Origin of the sequence: Thermoleptolyngbya sp. PKUAC-SCTB121, from assembly GCF_016919485.1 — a bacterium.
GTDB classification, from domain to species: Bacteria; Cyanobacteriota; Cyanobacteriia; order Elainellales; family Elainellaceae; genus Thermoleptolyngbya; species Thermoleptolyngbya sichuanensis.
The window spans coordinates 2,407,574-2,432,228 of the sequence record NZ_CP070366.1 but is presented as its reverse complement, the minus strand read 5'-3'; the positions used below and the strand labels follow the sequence as shown (position 1 = coordinate 2,432,228).

General features: G+C 55.7%; 22 protein-coding genes and 1 pseudogene. 10 read left to right on the top strand and 13 right to left on the bottom strand.

Features of this window, described 5'->3' with window-relative positions; translation table 11 throughout:
- Positions 1–269 precede the first annotated feature (269 nt).
- The 3 genes from JTM80_RS10225 to JTM80_RS10215 all read left to right on the top strand — a co-directional run bounded on the left by JTM80_RS10225 (position 270) and on the right by JTM80_RS10215 (position 5,655).
- Complete coding sequence (locus JTM80_RS10225; protein WP_172358202.1) at positions 270–3,542, top strand: glycoside hydrolase family 15 protein; 3,273 nt, start codon at positions 270–272, stop codon at positions 3,540–3,542.
- Between the two features lie 300 nt (positions 3,543–3,842).
- Positions 3,843–4,913: a ParA family protein gene (locus tag JTM80_RS10220; protein WP_205371124.1), complete on the top strand. Its 1,071-nt coding sequence runs from the start codon at positions 3,843–3,845 to the stop codon at positions 4,911–4,913.
- Positions 4,897–5,655 carry a HEPN domain-containing protein gene (locus JTM80_RS10215; RefSeq protein WP_172358204.1) on the top strand — a complete coding sequence of 253 codons (759 nt, stop codon included), beginning with the start codon at positions 4,897–4,899 and terminating at the stop codon, positions 5,653–5,655. Before JTM80_RS10220 ends, JTM80_RS10215 begins: the two co-directional genes overlap by 17 nt.
- A gap of 95 nt (positions 5,656–5,750) precedes the next feature.
- Here the strand turns inward: JTM80_RS10215 and JTM80_RS10210 are convergent.
- A pseudogene (locus tag JTM80_RS10210) lies at positions 5,751–6,338 on the bottom strand (Uma2 family endonuclease).
- 290 nt (positions 6,339–6,628) lie between these two features.
- Here JTM80_RS10210 and chlG point away from each other — a divergent pair.
- Positions 6,629–7,687 (top strand): chlorophyll synthase ChlG, encoded by a 1,059-nt coding sequence (chlG, locus tag JTM80_RS10205; RefSeq protein ID WP_205371123.1) that lies wholly within the window; start codon positions 6,629–6,631, stop codon positions 7,685–7,687.
- A 99-nt stretch (positions 7,688–7,786) separates the two neighbouring features.
- Positions 7,787–8,431 (top strand): tRNA (guanosine(46)-N7)-methyltransferase TrmB, encoded by a 645-nt coding sequence (gene trmB / locus JTM80_RS10200; protein WP_205371121.1) that lies wholly within the window; start codon positions 7,787–7,789, stop codon positions 8,429–8,431.
- Positions 8,432–8,494: 63 nt separating this feature from the next.
- On the opposite strand, the gene JTM80_RS10195 is transcribed toward trmB, so the two are convergent.
- Positions 8,495–10,048: a phospholipid carrier-dependent glycosyltransferase gene (locus tag JTM80_RS10195; protein WP_172358209.1), complete on the bottom strand. Its 1,554-nt coding sequence runs from the start codon at positions 10,046–10,048 to the stop codon at positions 8,495–8,497.
- Positions 10,049–10,358: 310 nt separating this feature from the next.
- Here JTM80_RS10195 and JTM80_RS10190 point away from each other — a divergent pair, with 310 nt between their 5' ends.
- On the top strand, positions 10,359–11,885 hold the full coding sequence (locus tag JTM80_RS10190; protein ID WP_205371119.1) for a YifB family Mg chelatase-like AAA ATPase: 1,527 nt from the start codon (positions 10,359–10,361) through the stop codon (positions 11,883–11,885).
- A 37-nt stretch (positions 11,886–11,922) separates the two neighbouring features.
- On the opposite strand, the gene JTM80_RS10185 is transcribed toward JTM80_RS10190, so the two are convergent.
- The 5 genes from JTM80_RS10185 to puuE form a co-directional block, all read right to left on the bottom strand.
- Positions 11,923–12,579 (bottom strand): hypothetical protein, encoded by a 657-nt coding sequence (locus tag JTM80_RS10185; RefSeq protein WP_205371117.1) that lies wholly within the window; start codon positions 12,577–12,579, stop codon positions 11,923–11,925.
- A 329-nt stretch (positions 12,580–12,908) separates the two neighbouring features.
- A complete protein-coding gene (locus JTM80_RS10180; protein WP_172358212.1) occupies positions 12,909–13,403 on the bottom strand; it encodes a hypothetical protein in 495 nt (164 codons plus the stop codon).
- Positions 13,404–13,790: 387 nt separating this feature from the next.
- Positions 13,791–14,273: a Dps family protein gene (locus JTM80_RS10175; RefSeq protein WP_172358213.1), complete on the bottom strand. Its 483-nt coding sequence runs from the start codon at positions 14,271–14,273 to the stop codon at positions 13,791–13,793.
- A 632-nt stretch (positions 14,274–14,905) separates the two neighbouring features.
- Positions 14,906–15,205, bottom strand: a complete 300-nt coding sequence (locus tag JTM80_RS10170) for a ferredoxin (RefSeq protein ID WP_068507500.1) — start codon at positions 15,203–15,205, stop codon at positions 14,906–14,908.
- Positions 15,206–15,492: 287 nt separating this feature from the next.
- Complete coding sequence (puuE, locus tag JTM80_RS10165; RefSeq protein ID WP_205371115.1) at positions 15,493–16,422, bottom strand: allantoinase PuuE; 930 nt, start codon at positions 16,420–16,422, stop codon at positions 15,493–15,495.
- 483 nt (positions 16,423–16,905) lie between these two features.
- Here puuE and hrcA point away from each other — a divergent pair, with 483 nt between their 5' ends.
- Both hrcA and JTM80_RS10155 read left to right on the top strand, forming a co-directional pair.
- Positions 16,906–18,000 (top strand): heat-inducible transcriptional repressor HrcA, encoded by a 1,095-nt coding sequence (gene hrcA, locus JTM80_RS10160; RefSeq protein WP_172358215.1) that lies wholly within the window; start codon positions 16,906–16,908, stop codon positions 17,998–18,000.
- A 27-nt stretch (positions 18,001–18,027) separates the two neighbouring features.
- Positions 18,028–18,762, top strand: a complete 735-nt coding sequence (locus tag JTM80_RS10155) for a proteasome-type protease (RefSeq protein WP_172358216.1) — start codon at positions 18,028–18,030, stop codon at positions 18,760–18,762.
- A 97-nt stretch (positions 18,763–18,859) separates the two neighbouring features.
- On the opposite strand, the gene ispD is transcribed toward JTM80_RS10155, so the two are convergent.
- The 3 genes from ispD to JTM80_RS10140 are packed head-to-tail and all read right to left on the bottom strand — an operon-like array spanning position 18,860 to position 20,767.
- Positions 18,860–19,558 (bottom strand): 2-C-methyl-D-erythritol 4-phosphate cytidylyltransferase, encoded by a 699-nt coding sequence (gene ispD, locus JTM80_RS10150; RefSeq protein WP_172359075.1) that lies wholly within the window; start codon positions 19,556–19,558, stop codon positions 18,860–18,862.
- Positions 19,559–19,571: 13 nt separating this feature from the next.
- Complete coding sequence (locus tag JTM80_RS10145; protein ID WP_068507512.1) at positions 19,572–20,540, bottom strand: isoaspartyl peptidase/L-asparaginase; 969 nt, start codon at positions 20,538–20,540, stop codon at positions 19,572–19,574.
- 47 nt (positions 20,541–20,587) lie between these two features.
- The gene (locus JTM80_RS10140; RefSeq protein ID WP_084781995.1) at positions 20,588–20,767 is read right to left on the bottom strand and encodes a DUF2256 domain-containing protein; all 180 of its coding nucleotides are present in this window, start codon (positions 20,765–20,767) and stop codon (positions 20,588–20,590) included.
- A gap of 1 nt (position 20,768) precedes the next feature.
- Between JTM80_RS10140 and JTM80_RS10135 the strand changes: the two genes are divergently transcribed.
- Complete coding sequence (locus JTM80_RS10135) at positions 20,769–21,122, top strand: type II toxin-antitoxin system VapC family toxin (protein ID WP_225906818.1); 354 nt, start codon at positions 20,769–20,771, stop codon at positions 21,120–21,122.
- On the opposite strand, the gene JTM80_RS10130 is transcribed toward JTM80_RS10135, so the two are convergent.
- The 3 genes from JTM80_RS10130 to JTM80_RS10120 form a co-directional block, all read right to left on the bottom strand.
- Positions 21,119–21,730 (bottom strand): adenylate/guanylate cyclase domain-containing protein, encoded by a 612-nt coding sequence (locus JTM80_RS10130; RefSeq protein WP_172358217.1) that lies wholly within the window; start codon positions 21,728–21,730, stop codon positions 21,119–21,121. The genes JTM80_RS10135 and JTM80_RS10130 overlap by 4 nt on opposite strands.
- 90 nt (positions 21,731–21,820) lie before the next feature.
- A complete protein-coding gene (locus JTM80_RS10125) occupies positions 21,821–22,480 on the bottom strand; it encodes a Uma2 family endonuclease (RefSeq protein ID WP_172358218.1) in 660 nt (219 codons plus the stop codon).
- 382 nt (positions 22,481–22,862) lie between these two features.
- On the bottom strand, positions 22,863–23,486 hold the full coding sequence (locus tag JTM80_RS10120) for a ComF family protein (RefSeq protein WP_225906817.1): 624 nt from the start codon (positions 23,484–23,486) through the stop codon (positions 22,863–22,865).
- A gap of 545 nt (positions 23,487–24,031) precedes the next feature.
- On the opposite strand from JTM80_RS10120, the gene infC reads away from it, so the two are divergent.
- Positions 24,032–24,559: a translation initiation factor IF-3 gene (gene infC / locus JTM80_RS10115; protein ID WP_197673295.1), complete on the top strand. Its 528-nt coding sequence runs from the start codon at positions 24,032–24,034 to the stop codon at positions 24,557–24,559.
- Positions 24,560–24,655 lie beyond the last annotated feature (96 nt).

Sequence of the window (24,655 nt, the reverse complement as noted above, 5' to 3'; positions counted from 1 at the left end):
CTTAATAATAGGAGTACGCAAGTCCCATAACACTTCACGAAAAATTTCCCGATTTGCCGTCTTTAATAAACCTTTGGCTTGATTCATTTAGCTTTGATCCGGGCGATCGCCCCCAGACCGATATCCTGAACCACAGGGCGATCGCTCTATCCTTCCCAGCACCGCCTTCTGCTCGTTTCTGCTAGCTGTGCTGCGGTTCCCATTCGGCAAACGCTCAATAATTACAATAATTAAACGCGGCAAGTAACCTAAACCCTGCCACAGCGGTTATGTCCACCCCAGCTTCTTCTCCGTCGGGTCTGTCGTCCTCCGATGCGCTTCGCACCCTCCAGTCCCAGCTTGACCGCTACTACGAAGAGGTAAAGCTGATTATCCTAGCGCGGCAGCACCCGGTCACCGGACTCCTCCCCGCCAGCACCGCCATCAATTCCCACGGCAACTACACCGATGCCTGGGTGCGCGACAACGTATACAGCATCCTCTGCGTGTGGGGGCTGGCGCTGGCCTATCGCCGCATTGGGGAAGACCGGGGGCGCTGCTATGAGCTAGAGCAGAGCGTCGTCAAGCTGATGCGCGGGCTGCTGTTTGCCATGATGCGGCAGGCGCACAAGGTTGAAAAGTTCAAACAAACCCAGCACCCACTGGATGCTCTCCATGCCAAATACGACCTGGCAACGACCAACACAGTGGTCGGCGACGACGGTTGGGGCCACCTGCAAATCGATGCCACCTCGATCTACCTGCTGATGCTGTCGCAGATGACGGCTTCAGGGCTGCAAATTATTTTCACGCTGGACGAGGTGAACTTTATTCAAAACCTCGTCTACTATATTGGCCGCGCCTATCGCACCCCCGACTACGGCATCTGGGAGCGCGGCAACAAAATTAACCACGGCAACCCAGAGCTAAACGCTAGCTCGGTCGGCATGGCCAAGGCGGCGCTGGAGGCGATTAGCGGCCTCGACCTGTTTGGCGTGCGCGGCAGCCAGTCGTCGATTATCCACGTCCTGCCCGACGAAATCGCCCGCGCCCGCAACACGCTGGAATCGCTGCTGCCCCGCGAGTCGGCTTCCAAAGAAGTGGACGCGGCGGTGCTGAGTGTCATTGGCTATCCCGCCTTCGCGGTCGAAGACCTGAGCCTGGTGGAACGGACTCGCAATAACGTCGTGACCAAACTCCAGGGCCGCTACGGCTGCAAGCGATTCCTGCGGGATGGCCACCAGACCGTCATCGAAGACCCAACGCGGCTGCACTATGAACCGTGGGAACTGAAAGCTTTTGAGCATATTGAGTGCGAGTGGCCGCTGTTCTTTACCTACTTGTATCTGGACGCGCTGTTTCGCGGCGACACCATCCAAGCCGAAGACTATCGCCAAAAGCTGGACGCAGTGCGCGTGGAGAAAGATGGAGTGAAGCTGCTGCCAGAGCTTTACTACGTGCCACAAGAGGCGATCGCCCCCGAACGCGAACACCCCGGCAGCCAAACCCGCTTGCCCAACGATAACCTGCCCCTCGTCTGGGCCCAGAGCCTCTATCTCCTCGGTCGGCTCCTGCAGGAAGGGCTGATTGCCCCCGGCGACCTCGACCCCCTGGGGCAACACCTGCGCCTGGGTCAGCATCCCAGACCCCTGGTGCAAATTTCCCTGCTAGCCGAAGATGAGGCACTCCAGGCAGAACTGGCCGCCTTTGGGGTGGCCACGCAAACGCCCAGCCAGATCGACCCAACCCAGGTGCGAACCTCGGGCCAGCTTTCGGATGTGCTGACCCAGATCGGGCGCAACGACAAACTGGGCCTGAGCGGTCGCCCTATCCGCCGCCTGCGGAGCCTTACCACCTCCCGCATTTTCAAGATCAAGGGCGAAACGATGGTGTTTTTGCCGTCGTTTCTGGATCAGCAGCAGTTTTATCTAACGCTCGATTACCACATCTTGGTGTCCCAAATCCGCGCTGAGGTGGCCTACATCTGGCGACACTGGAATCGCCTCGGCCGCCCCACCATGACGCTGCTGCTGACCCACGACATGCTGCGCGACAAAGAGCCGCTGCTAGAGCTATTTAGCGAGCTACGCGACGGGCACTGCGGCGGCATTCCCGTCACGCTGGGCCGCTTGCAGGAACTCATGCGAACCGCAGGCACCGAGCGGTTCGATTTCATCCACGAATTTGTGTTTGAGACCTCACCCGTGCAGGATGCCCTGCCCACCCCCTATTTCCTGACGCTGCGCCCCGACCGCAACCAGCCGCTCAGCAGCGCCGAAGAGTTTCGCCTGGAGCGTGAAACGGATGTGCCTGCTCTGCTAGAACGCCTGCGCCATTCCGAAAACCTCTACGAGCAAATCGAAGTGCTGGAGGCGCTGAATCGGCTAGAGGGGCTGGAGTTTGACACGGGCTTTGGCGGGCCAGGGCGATCGCTCACCGTTGCCGATCTGCTCGACGAGATTTATGCCAAGGCCAGCCAACTGCGGCTGTGGGGCATTATCCGTCAGGCGGCGGGCCTGCTCGATAAGGTGGACGTGAACCTGTCGGACGCGGTGACGGATATCCTCGTGCGGCAAAAGCAGATTGCGGTCGGCAAGTCCTACAGCGAAGACTCGCTGATGACCAGCCCCATGTCCACCTTTGAAATCATGGACAAGATCCGCGAGTTTGTAAGGCAGGACGTGCGCGATCGCCCCCTGACTCAGGAAATCCTGGTCTACCTGAGTATGCTGATTAAGACCGACCCGCACCTGTTTAAGGGCATGCTCACACTGCGCGTCGGCTATCTAATCCTGCTGATTACTAGCGAACTGGCGCGAGAACTAGACGTGACGCAGGATGAAGCCTACGAGCATTTGATGCAGCTCAGCCCGTTTGAGGTAAAAACGCGCCTCTACAAAGTCTTGCTGGAATATGAACAACTCAATGACATTCTCTTCCAGCAGGAGTCTCTGCACATCCGCCAGCAGCAAAATATTCAGTGGGCAGCCGTGCCCGTGGCCCCTGAACTGGTGGAACCCAGCGGCGAAGAGACGGCGGCGAGCGACTCTGCCAGCGGCGGCTGGGCCAAAAAGCGCCGCATGGAAGGCGCACTGACCAAGGTTCCCAAAGACTTTTACCGCTGCGTGTGGCGCGTGTTGCAGCACTGCAAGGGACTGGTCATCGGCGACAAGCTGGATCGGCGCAACCGCCTGGAAAGTGAACTGCTGCTGGAAATGACCCCCGGCGAGACAAACTTTGCGCTCCGAGTCGAACACCTGCTGAACAAAATCCAGGCTCCGGAGTATCGCCAGGTGAACGTGGAGGCGCTGATGGCCCTGGCGGCGATCGCCGAACAGAACCCCGATCTCCAGTTCGAGGAATACATCGTGCTGGACGTGTTCATCGGGCACGCTGTCCGCATCGCCTGGCTAGAACGGCATCCCGAAGATGCCAACCGCTACGACGAGCGCAAAGGTCAAGCCTGGCCAGCCTTCTATGAACTGCCGCCGACCGCCATCGCCGACGCGATGGTGAAGGCGCTAAAGTTCCTGACGGAGCTAGGACAGTCGCAAGCAGCGTAGGTTTTTGGGCAGAAGTGTTGAACGCAATGTTAGCAGGGCAAGTTCATAGCTGAATCCAGTACAAAAGATCTATAATTCTGCCTGTAATGACCTACTTATTGCTTCCATTCTCAATAATCCGCCTCTTGAGAGTGCTTTTTGTAAAGTTTTACCATCAAGATTCAACACTTCTGGTTTTTGGGGCAAGCTTTTTACCCGAAAGCCTCAAGCTATACTGAGGCAGAAATCTAAGCGTACTGTCCTCATCTGTCTTAATTTCAAGCAACTGGCGATCGCAATCTTACACAAGGGTTTGATGCAATGGTTCAAAAAATTGCTTTATTCAACCACAAAGGCGGAGTTAGCAAAACCACAACCACCTTCAATTTAGGCTGGATGCTTGCCTCAAAAGGGAAAAGGGTCATTCTTGTTGATAGCGATCCACAGTGTAATCTCACAGGCATGGCCTTGGGCGAGGAAACGGAAGATGACGAGGCCCGGATTCAAGAAATCTACAATACAAAATCAAACATAAAGACAGGTTTAGCTCCTGCATTTGAGTCACAACCCAGAGCCATTGAAGCTGTTGATTGTATTCTAGTATCAGGTCGAGATGATTTATTTCTATTACCTGGTCATGTTGGCTTTGCAGAGTATGAAGTGACACTTGGTATTGCTCAAGAGTTAAGTGGTTCGATTCAAGCTCTTAAAAACTTGCCAGGTTCCATCAATGATTTGTTTGAGAAGACGGCAGCTAAGTTTAATGCAGATTATATTCTGATTGACATGAGTCCTAGCTTAGGCTCAATCAATCAGAACTTACTGATGATCAGCGATTTTTTCGTAGTGCCAACTACTGCTGACTTTTTCTCTGTAATGGCAATTGACTCTCTAGTTAAGGTTTTGCCTAGATGGCATGCCTGGGCTAGGTCAGCTAGTTCGCTTCAGATTCTGAAAGAAGCTAACTACCCTTTTCCTAATGTTAAGCTTCGCTTCCTAGGAACAATTGTGCAAAACTATAGAATTATACGAGGTAAAGAGACGGCTGCATTTCAAACTTGGATTGAGAAGATTGAGAAGTCTGTTGCTGAAAAACTGGTTCCGACTCTGAGACAGAGCGACATGATGTTGTCAGATTATGTGTATCGGGATCAGGGTCTTGGAGACAGCTTTTCTCTCGCAAAGATTTCTAACTTTAATAGCCTAATTGCTCTATCCCAGGAACATCGAACTCCAGTCTATGACCTAACCCCTGAGCAGTTAAGACAAACAGGTGTGGTCTTGGAGAAGAATCAGCAAAAGCAGGAAGAGTTTAGGAAAACCTTTTCAGATTTAGCAGACAAAGTTATTGCACTAAGCTCCGAAAGCTTCACGTATGCAGTCAGCGCTTGATCAGTTTCGCATCAGCATTAACCGCGTTCGAGACCTGATTGCGCTTCATAACTCTATCAAGGCTCAAGCCACTGGCGCACTTGATATATCAGATATGTTGCGTGCTGCGCTCGTTCTTGCTGTAAGCGCATTAGACTACTACGTGCATGAAGTTGTGACGTTGGGAATGCTAGAAATTCATCGAGGAAATCGCTCTGAGCCAGCACCTTCGGCAAACACTGCTCAATCAGCGTTCTCACGCTTTCAAGTCTCGCTGGGTGGTGCGCGTCAAGATCGATTGACAGCAATTGATATTGCTTCTTGGCTTGAGGCTGAAATGCAGCAAATTCAGGGGTATGAGTTTCTCCAGAAGTCTCATACAATTTCAGATTTGATTCCCATAATATCAAGCAGTATTCTTAATAAGTTGAATAATACGTCTTGGCTAGAAAGTGAAATTAGAGAGCGTTTAGGATATCAAAGCTTTCAGCAAGCAGACAAAATTGCTGAAGCTATCAGGTACATTTCAGATAAAAAATTGTGGGACGAAGTAGCTATTCAAATGAGTAAGCCTGCAAAAGATATCAAACAAGAGTTAAATTCGATCGTTGATCGAAGAAATAAAATTGCTCATGAAGCTGACATTGACCCAACTTTTAATATTGGCAGTCGATGGAATATTGATGAGGTGCTAGTTGGTGATGCGGTTGACTTTATTGAGAGGCTTGTTGAGAGTATTCACAAAGCGTTGCAAGTACAGTAAACAAACTGGCTTGATCTGTCTGGAGAAAGGCTGAAAAAAGCTTTGGCTGGTCTTCTCTAGCCGCATTAACTATTAACTATTGTGCATTGTTCAGCTCATCCCCAAACCTTGCTCAAGTCCAGCCGGAACCCTGTCAGCACGGGGTCGCCGCTGAGGGAGTCGGGGTTTTCTAGAATCTGCACCGACTCACTGGGGCGGTAGATATAGGCGCGGCGATCGCCCCGATCCAGCAGCCAGCCCAACTGAAAGCCCGGTTCCTGCTGATATTCGCGCATTTTGGCTTACAGGGTTTCCAGGCTGTCGCTGGGCGATCGCAGCTCAATCACCACATCGGGACAAATCGGCGCAAATTGCTCCTGCTGTTCTGGGGTCAGCGCGTTCCACCGATCCAGCCGAATCCACGCCGCATCGGGCGATCGCTTTGCCCCGGTAGACAGCTTGAACCCCGCGCTGGAGCTAAACACAACGTCCTGCCCAGTTTGCTCGTTCCAAACATAAAGCTGACCAATAATGCCTGCTTCGCGATTGCCAGTGCCAGAACCAACAGGCGACATAATCACTAGATCTCCATCTGCATTTTGTTCGATTCGCAAGTCGCGATTGACCTGGCAAAACTCAAAAAACTGCTCGTCGGTCATGGGCAGCGACGGGGGCAGGTGGACGGTGAACGCAGCAGGGGCGATCGCCCTTGGGGTGGAACGTTCAGACTGCATGGGTTGAGGGGTCGAGGGGTGAGGGGTTGAGAGATGAGAGTCGGCAGGCAAAATTTCGGCCGAGCGCTGGCAAAGCGGCGGGGATAGCTTCACAATAGACGATGGAGACAGTGGGCTACCTGAAAACGCCCAATCGGTGAACTAAACGCAATCTAAACGCAATATTATGAAGTGTCGGGTAAAGTATCGGGTGCAGGATGCCAGTTTTGCAGCCCGCTTCCCGAATTCTGACCTCTGAATCCCTAACCCAATAAACCCTTATGTCCGAGTCCACAACCCCTTCTTCGATTCCCGAATCTGAAGCCCCGATGTCGCCGATGGAAGCAGCAGCAGATGGGGCATCGAACGGTGCATCAGAAGTCGCTAGCGAGGCGGGTTCGGCGGCGCGTCAGCTTTTGGGCATGAAGGGCGCAAAGTCGGGCGAGACGAATATCTGGAAGATCCGCCTCCAGTTGATGAAGCCGATTACCTGGATTCCGCTGATCTGGGGTGTGGTGTGCGGTGCGGCCGCGTCGGGCAACTACACCTGGACGCTGGAGAATGTGCTGATTTCGGCGGCCTGTATGCTGCTTTCGGGGCCGCTGCTGGCAGGCTACACGCAAACCATTAATGATTACTACGACCGCGACATCGACGCGATTAACGAACCCTACCGTCCGATTCCCTCTGGCGCAATTTCGGTGCCGCAGGTAAAGGCGCAAATTCTGGTGCTGCTGTTTGCAGGGCTGGCGCTCGCCTACGCACTCGACCAATGGGCCGGGCACGAGTTTCCGCAAATCACGGCGATCGCCCTCTTTGGCTCCTTCCTCAGCTATATCTACTCCGCGCCACCGCTGAAGCTAAAGAAAAACGGCTGGCTGGGCAACTATGCGCTGGGGGCTAGCTATATCGCGCTACCCTGGTGGGCGGGCCAGGCGCTATTTGGAGGACTGTCGCCGACGGTGATGGTGCTGACGCTGTTCTATAGTCTGGCAGGCTTGGGCATCGCCGTGGTCAACGATTTCAAAAGCGTGGAGGGCGATCGCCAGCTTGGTCTAAAGTCGCTGCCCGTGATGTTTGGTATCGGCACAGCAGCGTGGATTTGCGTCCTGATGATTGACGTATTTCAGGGCGGCATCGCGGCGTACCTGATGAGCATCGGGCAAAATCTCTACGCCGTGCTGCTGATTTTGCTGGTGATTCCGCAAATCGTGTTTCAGGATATGTACTTTCTGCGCGACCCGCTGAAAAACGACGTGAAATATCAAGCCAGCGCCCAGCCGTTTTTGGTGTTGGGGATGCTGGTCGCCGCGCTGGCCATCGGCCATGCAGGCGTATAAGGCGTATATCGTTGCTCAATCCCTGCTCAATCCCTCACCCTGCCGCCGCCCAAACTCTAAAATCCAAAATCCCAAAATCCAAGATCGGCATCCTTTCCCATGCCCGTTGTCCGCGTTCGCCAGCACGTCAACCCGCTCAGCCAAAAGTACCAGCAGCCCATCCAGCCGCCAGACTGGTCGCAAGTCTTCACTCACCCAGCTCGACCGCTGCATCTGGACATTGGCTGTGGGCGGGGCGTGTTTTTGCTAAAAATGGCGCAAATCGAGCCAGACTGGAATTTCCTGGGGCTGGAGATTCGTGAGCCGCTGGTCGAGCAAGCGCTGAAATGGCGCGACGAGGAGGCGTTGGGAAACCTGCACTATCTCTTTTGCAACGCCAGCAACTCGCTGGAACCCCTGCTGCGATCGCTCCCACCCAGCAGCCTCCAGCGCGTCAGCATCCAGTTTCCCGACCCCTGGTTCAAAAAGCGACACCAAAAGCGGCGCGTTGTGCAGCCCAGCATGGTGCGAACACTGGCGAACCATATGCCCTCCGGCGGTGTGGTGTTTCTGCAATCGGATGTCGAAGCAGTGGCGGCGGAAATGTGCGATCGCTTCCAAGAACATCCCGCATTTCAGCGCCAATCGGCCGAATGGCTCCCCGACAACCCGCTGCCCGTTGCCACCGAGCGTGAGTCGTCCACCCTTGCTCGACGGGAGCCTGTGTTTCGCGCTCTGTTTATCAGAGGTGCAGAAGAAGAATGAAGAGGGAAGAGGGAAGAACGAAGAACGAAGAATGAAGAGGGAAGAGGGGTAGAGCGTTTAGTTTCAAATCCATGACGGCAGCCAGCGGCGCATCTGTAGCCCGTCCGCAGAGAGGGGCAGTCCCAGAAACAATGGCATCCAGAAGATAAAGCCGAGAAGCACGAGGGCGATCGCCCCCCGCGCCAGCCAACGCGACCCAGACTGAGCATTCCGCAGCCAGCGATCCAGCACCAGCGCCAGCCCCAGCACCGTGAACAGTTCCGCGCTCATGTAGTGGTAGAGAAACGTGCAGCGCGTGACCCGCATCCACATCAGCCACTGCACGGCCCAGTTGCCCACCACAAACGCCGCAGCGCTGAGATATCCTTGCGTCGCTGGTGGCAGCAGGAGTGGTTCGGTCTGGCCCGACCGGGCAGCCCAGAGCGATCGCCCCCAGTGCCACAGCCAGTAGCCCACCGCACCCGCCAGCAGCGCCACAGCCAGCGTCGAGAGCCACCACAGGGTCGGCGTGCCCATCGCGTGAACGTCGTAAATCAAGTCTCCAGCCGCCGTGGGCGCATCGGGCCCGACCACAGGGACGGGATCGCCCGGCACCGCTGTTTTGTAAAAGTAGGCAACCGGACGCAGCATCAGCGGCCAGGTATACCAAGGCGAACAGTAGGGGTGAGCGTCCATGCCACCGACGCGGCTGTGGTAGTCCAAAATGCGGTTTTGCCAGCCTGCAAAGCTGGTGCTGGGGTCGAGTTGAATATAGGGCAGCCAGCTCAGGTAGTAAGTCAGAAAAGGAATTCCCGCCATGCTCAGCGCCCACACGCCCGCATTTAAGTGAGACAGGCTCGACAGCGGCGGGGCAAAGGGCAGGCTGGGCAATCCGTGCTGCTGCAACCGCTGCATTCCCCATGCCACTATCCACAGCAGGTACGCCCCCGCCAGAAACGCTACGCCGTTCCACTTGATCCCCACCGACGCGCCGAAGCCTATGCCCGCCAGCACCAGATTCAGCCAGACAACGGGGGTGAGTTTGTTGGCGGAATGCAGCCTGTGGAGCGATCGCAGCAAACACCACCAGCCCAATAGCCCAAATAAGATTAGATAGACATTATTCAACGCATAGCGCGATTCGACCAGTAAGAACCCTTCGCAGGCTGCCAACAGCGCCGTCAGCAGGGCGATCGCCTTTCGCCCCGTCAGCAGGTGGGCGATCGCCCCCAACACCAGCGGAATCACCGCCCCGGTCACTGCGTTCAGCCAGCGATAGCTAATGGTTGAAACATACAGCCCGCTGAGGCCGTTGTAGGTTTCTGGGCCGCCCCAGCCCAGTCGCTCCGACAGCCAGATGCCGCCCGCGATCAGGTACGTGCTGAGGGGCGGGTGGCCGCCAAACTCCTGCTGTCCCTGCAAAAACGCCGCCGCAAACTTGGCGTAATACACCTCGTCGAACACCAGCGTATTGAACCGCCCCAGCCCCCACAGCCGCAGCGCCAGCGACACCCCAAAAATGCCCGCCAGCCCCAGCCCGTACCACGGCAGCGAGGAGGACGACGCAGCAGGTTGGAAACGCTTGGATTGAAAACGCTTGGATTGAAAACGCTTGGACAATCGAACAGAGCGGCTCATAGGGAATCGGAGAGAAAGCATTTCTCAGAGGGCATGTCTCAACCATCATAAACAACCCACCGTTGGATCGATTTTGGATTTTAGATGGGCGATTTTGGATTCCGCGTCCAATGGCCTGCAGGGCTTCCAGCGATTTCATCTGGATCGTGGGCTTGGCAAGTTGGGACTGAAGGAAGAGGATCGCCCCAGCCAAAAGACTCAGCGCTGGGCAACCCCCAACCTCTCTGGCGCTGGCGCTACGGAGTCATCACCCCTGTTCCCCGACCTACCCTTTCGGGAATTCTGAGGACTGAAGACAACAGGGTGGATCATGCTAGCAAGAGTTTGGAGCGCTTCGCTGATCGGCATCAACGCGATGAAGGTAGGCGTGGAGGTGGATATCGCTGGGGGGCTACCTGCGATCGTGGTGGTGGGGCTACCCGATACAGCCGTGCAGGAGTCCAAAGAGCGCGTTAAGGCGGCATTGAAGAACGCAGGCTATGCTTTTCCGATGCGGCGGGTGGTGGTTAACCTGACCCCGGCGGATTTGCGAAAAGAGGGGCCCAGCTTCGATTTGCCGATTAGCATGGGCATTTTGGCGGCATCAGAGCAAGTGAATGTGCAGTTGTTAGAGCAGTTTATCCTGCTGGGGGAGGTGTCGCTGGATGGGTCGCTGCGGGCTGTGGCGGGGGTGCTGGCGATCGCCGCTACGGCCAAGCAACTGGGAATGCGCGGCATCGTGGTGCCCGCCGACAATGCCCGCGAAGCTGCCCTGGTGCAGGGCATCGACGTATACGGCTTCCAGCATTTGTCGGAGGTGGCAGATTTTCTAAACCATCCCGATCGCTATCAGCCGCTCCAGGTGAATGCGACGGAAGAACTCGCGCGATCGCCCTTTACGGGTCTAGACCTCAAAGACGTGAAAGGTCAGGCCCAGGCCCGCCGCGCCCTAGAAATCGCCGCCGCTGGGGGGCATAATCTGGTATTCGTGGGCCCGCCGGGTAGTGGCAAAACCATGCTGGCCCGACGGCTTCCCGGCATTTTGCCGCCGCTGAGCTTTGAGGAAGCGCTGGAGGTGACGCAAATCCACTCCGTCGCCGGCCTGCTGAAGGAAAGAGGCAGCCTGGTGTGCGATCGCCCCTTTCGCAGTCCCCACCACTCTGCTTCGGGCCCGTCGCTGGTCGGCGGCGGCAGTTTCCCTCGCCCCGGAGAAATCTCCCTTGCCCATAGAGGCGTGCTTTTTTTGGACGAACTCACAGAATTTAAGCGGGATGTCCTAGAGTTTCTGCGACAGCCGCTTGAGGATGGCTGCGTCACCATCTCCCGCACGCGCCAGTCCGTCGCTTTTCCTGCCCAGTTCACTCTGGTCGCCAGCACCAACCCCTGCCCCTGCGGCTATTTTGGCGACACGGTGCAGGCCTGTACTTGCTCTCCTCGCGGACGCGAGCAGTATTGGGCCAAGCTGTCGGGGCCGCTGATGGATCGGATTGACCTGCAAGTGGCGGTGAATCGACTGAAGCCAGAGGAAATGATCCAGCAGCCTAAAGGCGAAGATTCTCAGACGGTGCGCCAGCGGGTGCAGCAGGCGCGGAGTCGCTCCCAGGCGCGGCTCCAAAGCGAAGGGCTGCGCTGCAATGCTGAGATGCAGAGCCGCCACCTGCGGAAATGGTGTCAGTTGGACGATACCACGCAAGCCCTGCTGGAAGGGGCGATTCGCAAGCTGGGGCTGTCGGCCCGCGCCACCGATCGCATCCTAAAAGTTGCCCGCACGATTGCCGATCTGGCGGGCGAAGAGGGGTTGCAAACTGCTCACGTTGCCGAAGCAATTCAGTACCGCACTATTGACCGAATGCAGTAGGGCAAGCCAACCCGCCTTCGTCACCAACCGATGGGTTTTAGTCCACCCAGCCAATTTCGTCATTGCTGATAGATGGAGCGACGGGGCCAGGCAGCGGCGGGGGCGATTGCAGCGTGCGCCGTAGCTCTAGCTGGGAGGTTTGCGACGGTTCGTGTCCCGGATGCACCTCTTTGCGGGGGGCAGAGACTGGAGGAGCAGGCGCAGATTGTTCGGCAGGTTTGGGCGCGGATTGAGGCGCGGGCTGGGCGGCGGCGGCGGCAAGGGGCTGGGGAGCGGCAGCAGCTTTGGCTTCTTCGCTGAGTTTGGCGTTTAGCTCTGTCAGTTGCACGATGACGCGCTTGGTTTCATCCAGTTCAGTCTTGAGTTGGGCGGCAGCAGCGGCTTCTGCTTTAAGCTGGTCGATCTGAGCCTGCTGGGCGGCTAGCTCGGTCTCTAGGGCTGCAATCTTGCGCTGGAGAATGGCTTCGTTGGCCTGCGAGGCTTCCAGGGCAGCTTGCAGATCGGGCACTGCATTGGGAGCAGGTTCAGGGGCGGGTTCCGGGGCAGGTTCAGGGGCGATCGCCCCACGCTCCATCTCAGCACTCGCCGCCTCAGCACTCGCCGTCTCAGCGCCTTTTTCTGCCACGGGGTCCGGTGCTGATGCGTCGGTTCGCTCCAGGGTGGAGGTGGTTTTCGTGTCGGTCTGGTTGTCCATATTGCTTTTCTCCCATGCCCTACTCGACGCAGTAAAACGTCTTTGCGGCTTAACTCGCTTGCGTGCCATGCTATTTGATCTAAACCCTATACCATTCTCCCCCGCCTGACTATAGCGCCGAATCTCCCACAAGTGAGGAATCCATCACGTAAATTGACGCGAGTTCATTAAATTTCAGGTTTAATCGGGCGAGAGATTCTTCCAACTGCATAAGTTCCAAAAGAAAGCGCCGTCGGAGTCTGAGAGAGCAAGACCCAACGGCGCTACCGAACTGGATGAGTTAAATCAGTTGAACTTCCGATCAAACTTTGATGGGCAAAGGCGAGCGCCTACAGCGGCCCCTCAAAGTTGCTGTTGGGCTGTCCCAAGGTGCTGCCGATGGGCCCCTGAGAGACATAGCCAATGCGCTCATTATTGGCTTTGCCCGTATAAAACACGCGAACAAACCTGCGGCCACCCTCGACGTAGCTATCCTGCGGCTCCGTCAGGAATACCGTTGCGCCACCTGCGGGGCCGTCGTTTTGGGCTTTGCCCGGCTCCCAGTAGGCCAGCAGCCCGTTGGGTGCGCTGGTCATCCGAACCCGATAGCGTGCGCCCTTGCGGATCTCGGTGGGGACTCTGAGGAAAGTCGCGTTGACCCAGCCAATCACAGGCTCTTTGATTTGGGCCCGTCCGTCGCCGACGATCCCCGTCAGCTTCACGCGCTGACTAGAAGGCAGGTTGATCGCCACGCCACTGAGGTCGGCATAGTCGTAAACCTGAACGGCACGGTTGGTTTCGCGGGTTTGGTTCACCAATTCGCGCTTTTCTTGAATAGTCACCATAAGGTGCAGACTCCTTATCCTATGTATGGGTACTTTTGTATGGGTAAGTTTGACGTTGCGTAGACAGTACGCGGCTTATGCGTAGCCCATGCGTAAGATATGCGTAAGGTATGCGTAAGGTATGCGTATCGAAAACGTAACGGCTGTGTATGCTGCGAAGCTATCGTGCCTCGCAGGGATTAACTTCACCAGGGCTTCGTAGAATTTCGGAGGCGATCGCCCTTTTTTCAAAAAAGATCCGATCGCCCTCCGTAGAAATGCGAGAAAAAGGCGCACAAGGGTTCGCAAAAAAGCGCGATCGCCCAGACGAACCTGCTGCTTGGCAAGCTATCTGGGCGATCGCACTAATCAAAAGTCAACAATCAAAAGTCAACCCAAAATACGGATCTAGTTATCCAGCAGGCCATCGCCCTGCTTCAAGATCTCCTTCAGGAACCAGCGATGCTTTTGGTGAACCTGCACCAGACGGGTCAGCAAGTCGGCAGTGCCAATATCGCCCGCATCATCCGCTAGTTCAGCATCTTCATGCATTTCCGTGATGATATGTTCGTGAGTGGCGATCGCCTCTTCCACCATCTCCCGCACCTTTAGCTTGCCCTTAGACGGCTTCACAGTAGCCGCAGGCAGATAGTCTGCGGGATCGGCAATCGGCGTGCCATCCAGCATCAAGCTCCGCTCAGCTAGCTCGTCTAGCATGGCAAAAATCTCGTTGCCATGTTCTTCAAACAGCAAGTGCAGGTCACGGAACAGCGGCCCGTAGGTCATCCAGTGATACTTTTTGTAGTTCAAATAGGCGACCAGCGTATTCGCTTGCTCGCGATTCAGCGCCTTAACCAAAGCAGTTTGACGAGCCTCTAGTGTCGTTGTCATACGCAAACCTCGCTAGTTAACGATTATCCAAATTCAGTCCAAACGTTCAGCAACTCAAGCAATGATCCAGAACCCTTAGCTAGTCACTGATAGAGCGACACAGAGCAGTCCGGCAGCGGCTCAGGGATACAAAGGCATCTTCTCAATGAAGAACCCCTCCCCTCACAAATCAACCCCCCAGAGCCAACACACTCACAACCCAACCGCACTGCTCCAAAATCTTCAGTTGATTCTAGTTTCCAGCACTTTCATGAGATCTTCATCCTTCCAAAGAGACGTTTGCCAGGGGTTACGGCTCTACCTCGCGTCAGTTGACCGACCAGAAACCGCTTCATTGCGTTGCTGGCAGGCAGTCGTTACTGGCAGGTAGTCGCTGCTGGCAGGCAGTCTAGGAAGGGCGATCGCCCCCAGAGATCCTGACCCAGTGATCCTGAACCATCCCGAATGCAACCTTCTCGATACAATCTTTCTAAATCATACTCGTTATGAGTTCGTTTTGACAACTCCTGTTCCGAAGTTAAACCGCCAACCCAGCCCAATTAAAACCAAAAGGGCCGCCTTTTCACAGAGCTAATTGCTCGAAAAGACAGCCCGTTTTAAGTTCAAAAACCAATTCAAAAACAGCCAGCAGCTTAGTACAGCTCTTCTTCCTGATGGGTCAGAATCACTACGTCAGACGTGGGGTAGGCAACGCAGGTCAGCACGTAGCCTGCTTCGATTTGGTCGTCGTCCAGGAAAGACTGGTCAGACTGGTCTACGGTGCCTTCTTTGATTTTTCCAGCGCAGGTCGAGCAAGCACCCGCACGGCAGGAGTAGGGCAGGTCGATGCCTTGCTCTTCCGCCGCATCGAGGATGTATTCATCATCGGGCACTTCGATCGTGGTATTCAGCCCTTCGGCTTCGTTGATCAGCGTAACCTTGTAGGTTGCCATGCAACAGTCCTCTCAAAATACTTGAAACGGCAGTAGGGGGTCGCCCAGTTCTAGAATCCGATAGCAATAATTGCCTACGGGCTAACCCTATTTCTGATACTACGGGAAAACTTTTGCCCTGCAACCGCGATCGCCCCTCAGGTCGAATTGGATTCGTAATGAAAAACTCAACTTCAACCCGGAATTGCTTATACCTGGAGACAAGCTGTTAACTCTGCAACCGTTTTACCCAGAAACAGGTTTATCCAGAAACAGGTTTACATAGAGATCGGTTTACAGAGATCGGTTTACAGAGATCGGTTTATCAGAGAGACGGGCGCATGATGCTCGTGCCAGTGCCGCGCAATATCAATCCGGCGACAGACCCACACCCGATCATGCTGCATCACATAGTCAAGGAAGCGGGCCAGGGCGGCGGCGCGTCCAGGGCGGCCCACCAGCCGACAGTGCAGGCCAATGCTCATCATCTTGGGCGCGTCGGCTCCCTCGGCATACAGCACATCGAAGGCATCGCGCAGGTAGGCAAAAAACTGGTCGCCAGAGTTAAAACCCTGGGCAGTGGCAAACCGCATGTCGTTGTTGTCGAGGGTATAGGGAATCACCAAGTGGGGGCGACCATAGTCATGCACCCAATAGGGCAAATCGTCGGCATAGCTGTCGGCATCGTAGAGAAAGCCCCCCTCTTCCACCACCAGTCGCCGCGTGTTAGGACTCATGCGCCCCTGGTAAAAGCCGAGGGGCCGGCTGCCTGTGACCTGGGTCTGGATGGCGATCGCCTTTTGGATGTGTTCCCGCTCCACCTCTTCGCTGACATATTGATAGTCGATCCATCGATAGCCGTGGCTGGCAATTTCCCATCCAGCTTCCACCATTGCCGCCGCTGCCTCTGGATTACGTTCCAGCGCCATTGCAATGCCATAGACCGTCACAGGCAGTTGCCGCTGGGTAAACAGCCGATGCAGCCGCCAAAAACCCGCCCGACTGCCATATTCATAAATCGATTCCATATTCATGTGGCGCACCCCCAGCAGCGGCGACGCACCCACAATTTCTGATAAGAACGCTTCCGATGCCGCATCGCCGTGCAGAATGCAGTTTTCGCCGCCCTCTTCGTAATTAATTACAAACTGCACCGCCACACGGGCCTGATTGGGCCAGCGTGGATCGGGCGTGTGGCGGCCATAGCCGATCAGGTCGCGGGGATAAGGGGTAGACATAAGCACTTAGAGCAATATTGGGAAGAAGTTCAGAAGAGGTTTGGAGTCGCAAAGCAATAGATCGGCCGACCCAGACTGCCTCAGCAACCTTGAGATAAAGAACGGGATATGCAACTTTACCGATCCCCCTCACCCTTTTCTGGTATGCCGAAGGCCTCAGCCCCTCCCCCGCTCTGGGAGAGGGGCTTCAAGCCTCTCTTGCTCCCCTTCTCCCGACCTGGGAGAAGGGGTTGGGGGATGAGGGCTTGAAAGTTGCACATTGCGCTTTAAAAGATGGATTCTAGGGCCCAATTAGACAGGTATTGTGCCACACCGTCGAGAGGCAATTTTGTTTTTGTCAGATCTTTGGGGATTCCTTCCCGCTTCTGCCTTTTCTTCTGCGGATCTCTGGCTTAGTATGTCTGGCTACGCATAGACAATCTCGGAGGCGCTAAATTACGATCACATCAATACGTTAAGAAATCCATAAGAAATCAGGCTGAGATGGCTACTCCAGTCAAGCTTAATAATCGCCAGCAGCAGGTACTCAGCGCTACGGTGCGTCAGTATATTGTCACGGCTCGACCCGTTGGCTCTGAGGCGCTGGTGGAAGAATTTAATCCCCGCGTCAGTTCGGCGACGATTCGCAATGTGATGGGCTATCTGGAGCGCGAGGGTCTGCTCTATCAGCCCCACACCTCAGCGGGGCGCGTGCCGTCCGATTCGGGCTATCGGGTGTATGTGGATCAGCTGATGATCCCATCGGAGGAGGCTGCCCGCCGGGTCGATCGCGTGCTGGCGCAACAGCTTGATGCCGAAGGCTGGAGCCTAGAAGCCGTGCTGCATGGCGCAGCGCAGATTCTCTCGACGCTCAGCGGCTATATTGCGCTGGTGACGATGCCCCAAAGCACAGTGGCTCAGGTGCGCCATTTGCAACTGGTGCAGATTGATCCGGGACGGCTGATGCTGATTGTGGTGCTGGATTCTTACAAAACGCAGTCGGTGGTGGTGGATCTGCCCAAAGCGCCTGCCGATTCTGCCCAATCTCCAGATGATCCAGAACTGCTGGAGCGGGAGCTACAGGTTTTGTCGAACTTTTTGAATGCTCATTTAAGGGGGCGATCGCTCGGTGATGTGGCCTCGCTGGACTGGTCAGAATTGGGGCGCGAGTTTGAGCAATATGCCAACGTGCTGCGGGGGTCGCTGGCAGACTTGGAGCGGCGCACCCAGTCGCCCGTGTCTACCCAAATTTTCATCAGCGGTGTAGCTGAGGTGCTGCGGCGACATCCGGAGTTTTCCGAACTACACCAGGTGCAGACGATTTTGCATGTGCTGGAAGCAGAGCAAGACCAGCTCTGGCCGCTGATTTTTGAGGCTGATTCGGAGGGGGGCGATCGCCGCGTGATGGTTCGCATCGGTTCCGAAAACCCGCTAGAACCGATGCGCGGCTGCACGCTGATTTCCACCACCTACCATCGGGGCAGTGTGCCCGTCGGTAGTTTGGGAATGCTGGGCCCGACGCGCATGATGTACGAAAATGCGATCGCCCTGCTGGAAACCACAGCGGACTACCTTTCTGATACGCTGAGTCAGTCCTAGTGTTTTAGCTTCAACATTTCTTACCCCATGACCTACTGCCTCGGCATTGTCACCCAATCCGGCTTTGTGGTGGCAGCAGATTCGCGTACAAACGCAGGCGTGGACTACATTTCCACCTATCAGAAGCTGTTCGATTTTTCGGAACCCGGACAGCGGGTGATTTTGCTCTGCACCTCTGGCAACCTGGCCATTACCCAAGCCGTGGTGAATATGCTCAACCGCGACCTGAAACTGGGCGAGTGCGAGAGCTTCCACACACTGCCCACGCTGTATGATGCGGCCTGCTATGTGGGCGAAAAAATTCGACATATTCAGGAGCGAGAACGCCCTTGGCTGGAGCGCGACAAGATCGACTTTTCCTGCAACTGCCTGCTAGCAGGACAGTTTCAGGGCGAGCCGCCAGAGCTTTATCTCATCTATCGCCAGGGCAACTGCATCCAGGCCACGCCTGAAACCCCGTTTTTGCAAATTGGTGAAACGAAGTATGGCAAGCCGATTCTGGATCGCATCCTAAGCTACGACACCAGCGTAGAAGACGCGGCCAAGTGTGCGCTGCTGTCGATCGATTCCACTATGAAGTCGAATATTTCCGTCGGCCCGCCGATCGATTTGGTGATGTATCGGACAGATTCTTTTAAGGTTGGCGATCGCCTCCGGCTAGGGCAAGACGATCCCTATCTGGTAGAAATCCGCAAGCAGTGGGAGATTTCGCTGCGTCAGGCGTTTGACCAGATGCCGCCGATCGAGTGGATGGGGCTGTAAATTTTGCGGCAGGTCTGTGCGTAACCCTGGAAATGCTGAAAGCGGTGTTACGGCGCAAGTGGCGATAGTAGCTGTTGTAGGCTGGAGTAACTTAAGTTCAGGAAGTGGCAGACTTTTGGCGATCGCGCAGGATAAATTCGGCGATCGCCAGATCCACCGGAGTCGTCACCTTCAGGTTCGTCTCTTCGCCCTGCACAATCCGCACCGCCAGTCCGCAGTGTTCAAATAGCGCCGCGTCGTCGGTCACTTCCCAACCCATCTCACGACCCGTCTCGTGGCAGCGTTTCAGCGTTTCCACATCAAACCCCTGGGGCGTTTGGGCGGCCCAGAGTTGACTGCGATCGGGTGTAGACTGGATAATTTCGGTTCCCGGCGCAACGATCTTGATCGTGTCTTTGACGGGAATCGCAGCGATTAGACCCGCGCAGTGCAGCAGCGCCTCGCTGCATCGATCAAACAATTCCGGCGTAGCCAAACACCGCGCCCCGTCGTGTATCAGCACCCGCTCCGCAACGGCAGGAAGCTCTTGTAAGCCGTTATAGACTGACTCTTGCCGGGTTTTGCCACCAGGAATCAGGCGCACCGTCCGCCCCATGCCCAGCCCTGCGGCAATGTCCCGAAAGTCTTGCCACTCTTCGGGCTGGGCGACGATGCCGATCCAGTGAATCGACGGCGCAGCTTTAGCCGCCAGCAGCGTCCAGGCAATGATCGGTTTGCCAAACAGCGGCAGCAGCAGCTTGTTTCGGCTTGCGCCCATGCGTTTGCCAGAGCCAGCGGCAGGAATCAGCAGATACACCAGCCACCTCCTGCTAGGCGTGGGCAGGCGACGCGATGCCACCCGTCACCATCTCTTCGGGCAGATCGAGCGTATCACCCATGCGCGTGCCGTCATGATAGGCCGCCAGCAGGGTAGGGCAGGTCTTGCCCCAGGCGATCGCCCCCGTGCGGTCTAGCCCAATGGCCCCAAAATCGCGCCGATTTTGCTCCGCCTCGATAAACGACCGCTCAAAGGCTTGCAGCAGCGTTTGCCCATCAATCACGCGCACCACGATCCGCGCCGCCAGACACTCGTCGATAATGTCTTCGCCAATGCCCGTACAGCTTACAGCCGCGTGGTGGGTGGCGTAGTTGCCCGCTGGCATCGCGGAATCGCTGACCCGCCCAATCCGCTCAAAGCCTTTGCCGCCCGTAGACGTACCCACCGCAAGCTGACCTTCGCCATCCAGCGCCACCACACCAATCGTGCCGCGACCCGCCTCCGACACTAGCTCTTTCTCGGCCACCACGCCCGCCATTTCTTTAGAAAAATTATGGTCGCGCTCCTGAATCCATTCCTTCAGGCGAATTTCCGTCAGCGGGTCGTAGGACGGCACGCCCAGTTCCCGCATCAGTTCCAGGGAACCATAGTCGGATAAAACGCGATCGCTCCCATCCTGCAAAAACAGCGCCAAATCAATCGGGTGCTGCACCCGCGAAGTGTTGATCACGCCGCTAAACCGCTGTGCCGAGCCATTCATCAGCGATGCGCTCATGCGAATTTGCCCGTCCGATTGCAGCACCGACCCCGTACCCGCGTTGAACCTGGGATCGTCCTCTAGCATCTGGCAGCCACGCACCACTGCTGCTTGGGCACTCGCTCCCGCCAGCAGCATTCCATACACTTCTTCGATCACCCGGTAAAGCGACAGCCGCACGGCATCCGCCCCACCCTTACTCCGGAGCGAACTGCCCGCCCCGCCATGAATGATTAGCTTGGGTTGAACCTGACCCATCAGCATAGAAAGCCCTTCTCCAGTAGTCCACAGTGAATGAAGCCCGCAAAACGCTACTGCCGACGCTGCGGCGTTTCGTCATCCCCCGATTTCGCCTGAGCGCGACGACGACGGCAGCGTTCGGAGCAATACTTGACCTCATCCCAGCAATCTTCCCACTTTTTGCGCCATGTAAATGGCCGCTGGCATACCGGACAGAGTTTGCTGGGCAGGTCGGATTTGGAGCGAGGCATTTTGAAGGATGGTTTAAGGTTAAGAAAGGATGGTTTAAGGTTAAGAAATGAATTATGGTTCTCCGTCACCAGTGTTTGGGAAATGGCTGTTAAGGTTTCCATCGGCAAGCTGCTGCTACCAGAGCCTGTTGGTGATTATGTCTCTACACGCATGACTCAGCTTGGAGCAAGGTCATTAGAAATTACAGCCGCCCATGCGGTGCAGGCATCCATGCTGCCGCTTCATCATTGTGATCCGTTTGACCGAATGCTGATTGCCCAAGCACAGCTAGAAGACCTGATGCTGGTTAGTGCAGATTCGATGTTTCAACAATACGAAGTTGCTTTAGTCTGGGCAGCGGTGGCAAGGGATTAGGGATTTGGGGTGAGGCGATAGACCTGGAGCGTGAGGTTGGAGATGGTCATTGCGGTGGGTGGAGAAACGGGCAGGTGTTCTCTGGGGCGCTCGGTGCAGAGTTGGTGAACGGCGGCTTCGGTGAGCAGCACCTCATCGGTTTCTGCCAGGTCTTCGCCTAGCTTGGAAGCGAGGTTCATCTCTTCGCCGTAGACATCTTGATAGCACGACCCATCGGAGATCATGATCAGGTCGCCGTAGCCAATGCCAATGCTGACGTGTTTGTTAATCAGGGCAAGCTGGCGCATCATTTCACGAGACGCGGCGATCGCCCTCTCCACACTGGGGAACACCGCATATACATTATCCGCCTCTAGCTTAAACGGGCTGCCCTGGTGTGCTTCCACAATCGGCGCAACAATGCCACGCATCCGCTCAATTTCAGCCAGCGCGGCAATAATACCCTGCTCCTGCGACAAGCGCGAAAACCCAGAAGAATCCAGCACCAAAATCGCGTGGGTTTCCATAAACCGGGCGCGAATCTGGGCATCGATGTCAGCCGCGCGATCAGGGTATTGGTTGCGGGCTTGCAAAAGTCGCTCTAGCTCTACTTCAGTATCGGTGGACATAGTATTCAGTGAAGTATTCAGTGAACATTGGGTGAATGAGAAGGGTGGACGACGAGCAATTCTCTCAGATGGGCGACCGTCTTGCAGCCTTTATTCGTCTAGCAACTCGCCAAACCGCTGGCGATAGCGTTCCAGTTGTTCCTCTGGGGTTAGATACCGTCTTCCCTGTTCGCTATACCAATACAGCGCTTCCCGCACGACCGTTCCATCCTGGTAAGGGCTGCGGCCTATTCCCAACCCCACCTCCGGCATCCAGTAGGGTTCACCAATTTGCAACTGGTAAGCGCCGTCCTGCAATTTATACACCTCAAACGGCTGGTGCTGGTCGCGTCGCCAGTATTGGGGGTTATAGATGACGTAATACAACACGCCCAGCCGGGCATAGGTCGCCATTTTCGCATCGTATTCTCCACCTGGAGTCAGCGACACCACCTCCAGCGCCAGCATCGGGACAACGCCTGCCTCTTCCCACACCACATAGCTTTTGCGAGATTCCCCCGCTTTATGGCGTTCCACGCCGAGGCTGAGAAACCCGTCCGGCACGACGGGTACCAGCGGCGAAACCCCCGTCGTGTGGTAGATCCCCATGTCTACCCCAAAGAACCAGTCGTTCCGCTCTGCCCAAATGAACTTGAGCAAAAACAGCAGGATATTGGGAATGAGATTCTGATCTTCGTTATCCACGGGCGTATCGTCTGAGCAGGGCAGCTCAGCGCTTGAAGGTAGGTGGAGCCAGCGATCAGTCACCATTGCGGCAGCTCACGGGAATTCAAAGGATTCGTCTATTTTATTGCAGGGGTTAGAGGTCAGGTTCAGGAGGAAAAGTGAGCCTGGATCTCGACTGATCTCATCTCTCTTACATAACAAGGCTACCCATGAAATGATGGAAAGTCTTACATCGCGTTGAGTTGGCTGTCCAAACTCTAAAAAATTGTCAAATTGTCAAAAATTGTCAAATCGCCAATATTTCCAGAACTGCTGGAAACCTTGCAAACGCTTGACTGTCCAACCAAAATCGCAAATCCAAAATCGCACAGGACTTACGCACTTGCGATAAGTTTGCTGGGTTTTGGGCGATTTCTCGCGGGCGCAGCCCGCGAGAAATCGCCCAACTGCGTAAGTCCTATCGATATCAGTCGTCGCCAAATCGCGGAGAAGCCAGCGCCACCAGCCCATACACGCGAATGCCTCGTGCTTCCAGGCAGGCAGCAGCGTTCCGCGCCGTGGCTCCGGTGGTGTAGATATCGTCGAGCAGCAGCACCGGGCGGCGGGGCGATCGCCCAAAAGCAGGGCCCACCTGAAACGCACCAGCCACATTTTGCGATCGCTCCTCCACGCTCAGCCCAAACTGTGGGGTCGTCGCCCGCACGCGCACCAGCCCGCGACGCTCCAGCGGCAGCCGGGTGATCTGACAAAAGGATGCAGCCAGCAGTTCTGCTTGGTTAAACCCGCGCTGCTTTTGCTTGTCGGCGTGCATTGGAATCGGCACCACGATCAGCGGCGTTTTTCCATGTACGGAATGCAGCCAGGCGCGACCCATTGCGTGACCGAGCGGCCGCGCCAGTTCGGGATGGTTGTTGTATTTCAGCGTGGCGATCGCCTGCTTGAGCGTGCCCTGATACTTGCCCCAGGAAAACACAGGCAGCGGCGGCCGCCATTCGGTTGTGGGCTGAGGTATTTGGCAGTGCGTCAGGCGGCGATCGCAGTCAATGCACAACGGAGGCGCGGGCGATCGCCCATCTGTGCGTCCGCACATCGGACAACAGGGCTGCAAAACCAAATTCAACAAGGGCTGGAGCAAATTCATTCATCCGTCTCAGCAAAAATCGCGGGAATCAAAAGCATTCAGACTCAACCAAGAGTTCAGACCCAACTCAGACCCAACTATGACAGGACTTACGCACTTGCAATAAGCTCTTTGGATTTTGGACAATTTCTCGCGGGCGCAGTCTACGAGAAATTGTCCAACTGCGTCAGTCCTAAATGATTCCTCCATTTAGAATTCCCGCTGGGCGGATCCAGAACCTTGCCCAACCTAAAGACTTTGCAAACAGAAATTTGTCGAGCCTAGGGGATGCGTTATGCTAGTAATCCCTCCATAGAGAAAACGAGTCGGCAGTGGGCCAGCCGCAATGTAGCAGCAGACTTCTTTTTGCAATGAATTGCAAGTTGCAACGAATTGCAACGATTTAGTCAGTGACAATTAATAAATTTCTGGTTCCACCCCAAGCCGCCCGACTTACTATGAGGATGTCCACCTTTAGCTGATGAGTCGATAGCATCTTTAAAATTCACTTGCCCATGGCGCTGAACAAACCCACTCGCGATTTGCCCACGATTAACGAACGCATTCGTTTCCCAAAAATTCGAGTCATTGACACCGATGGCGGTCAGTTGGGGATTATGACCCCCCGCGACGCGCTCAAGCTGGCCGAAGAAAAAGAGCTTGACCTAGTGATGCTGAGCGATAAAGCCGACCCGCCCGTGTGTCGGATTATGGACTATGGCAAGTTCAAGTTTGAGCAGGAAAAAAAGGCACGCGAGGCCCGCAAAAAGCAGCACACGTCCGACGTGAAAGAGCTGAAGATGCGCTATAAGATTGAAGAACACGACTATCGTGTGTGCGTCAATCGGGCAGAGCGCTTTTTGCAATCGGGCGACAAGGTAAAGGCAACGATTCGCTTTCAGGGTCGGGAGATTCAGCATAAGGATCTCGCAGAAACGCTGCTCAAGAAGTTGGCAACCGATTTACAAACCGTTGCCGAGGTGCAGCAAGAACCCAAGCAGGAAGGCCGCAACATGACCATGCTGCTGTCTCCCAAGAAATAGCGCCCCGCTGCTTGCTGCGGCTTTTGAACACCTAGACTGGCTACCGCCTAGCCCCCCCCTGTATGGCTAGTGTCTCTATGGCTAGCACCTGTACAG

Coding starts and splice junctions, on each gene's coding strand:
- JTM80_RS10225 (WP_172358202.1), top strand. CDS start 270: ATGTCCACCCCAGCTTCTTCTCCGTCGGGTCTGTCGTCCTCCGATGCG.
- JTM80_RS10220 (WP_205371124.1), top strand. CDS start 3,843: ATGGTTCAAAAAATTGCTTTATTCAACCACAAAGGCGGAGTTAGCAAA.
- JTM80_RS10215 (WP_172358204.1), top strand. CDS start 4,897: ATGCAGTCAGCGCTTGATCAGTTTCGCATCAGCATTAACCGCGTTCGA.
- chlG (WP_205371123.1), top strand. CDS start 6,629: ATGTCCGAGTCCACAACCCCTTCTTCGATTCCCGAATCTGAAGCCCCG.
- trmB (WP_205371121.1), top strand. CDS start 7,787: ATGCCCGTTGTCCGCGTTCGCCAGCACGTCAACCCGCTCAGCCAAAAG.
- JTM80_RS10195 (WP_172358209.1), bottom strand. CDS start 10,048: ATGAGCCGCTCTGTTCGATTGTCCAAGCGTTTTCAATCCAAGCGTTTT.
- JTM80_RS10190 (WP_205371119.1), top strand. CDS start 10,359: ATGCTAGCAAGAGTTTGGAGCGCTTCGCTGATCGGCATCAACGCGATG.
- JTM80_RS10185 (WP_205371117.1), bottom strand. CDS start 12,579: ATGGACAACCAGACCGACACGAAAACCACCTCCACCCTGGAGCGAACC.
- JTM80_RS10180 (WP_172358212.1), bottom strand. CDS start 13,403: ATGGTGACTATTCAAGAAAAGCGCGAATTGGTGAACCAAACCCGCGAA.
- JTM80_RS10175 (WP_172358213.1), bottom strand. CDS start 14,273: ATGACAACGACACTAGAGGCTCGTCAAACTGCTTTGGTTAAGGCGCTG.
- JTM80_RS10170 (WP_068507500.1), bottom strand. CDS start 15,205: ATGGCAACCTACAAGGTTACGCTGATCAACGAAGCCGAAGGGCTGAAT.
- puuE (WP_205371115.1), bottom strand. CDS start 16,422: ATGTCTACCCCTTATCCCCGCGACCTGATCGGCTATGGCCGCCACACG.
- hrcA (WP_172358215.1), top strand. CDS start 16,906: ATGGCTACTCCAGTCAAGCTTAATAATCGCCAGCAGCAGGTACTCAGC.
- JTM80_RS10155 (WP_172358216.1), top strand. CDS start 18,028: ATGACCTACTGCCTCGGCATTGTCACCCAATCCGGCTTTGTGGTGGCA.
- JTM80_RS10145 (WP_068507512.1), bottom strand. CDS start 20,540: ATGCTGATGGGTCAGGTTCAACCCAAGCTAATCATTCATGGCGGGGCG.
- JTM80_RS10140 (WP_084781995.1), bottom strand. CDS start 20,767: ATGCCTCGCTCCAAATCCGACCTGCCCAGCAAACTCTGTCCGGTATGC.
- JTM80_RS10130 (WP_172358217.1), bottom strand. CDS start 21,730: ATGTCCACCGATACTGAAGTAGAGCTAGAGCGACTTTTGCAAGCCCGC.
- JTM80_RS10125 (WP_172358218.1), bottom strand. CDS start 22,480: ATGGTGACTGATCGCTGGCTCCACCTACCTTCAAGCGCTGAGCTGCCC.
- JTM80_RS10120 (WP_225906817.1), bottom strand. CDS start 23,486: ATGTGCGGACGCACAGATGGGCGATCGCCCGCGCCTCCGTTGTGCATT.
- infC (WP_197673295.1), top strand. CDS start 24,032: ATGGCGCTGAACAAACCCACTCGCGATTTGCCCACGATTAACGAACGC.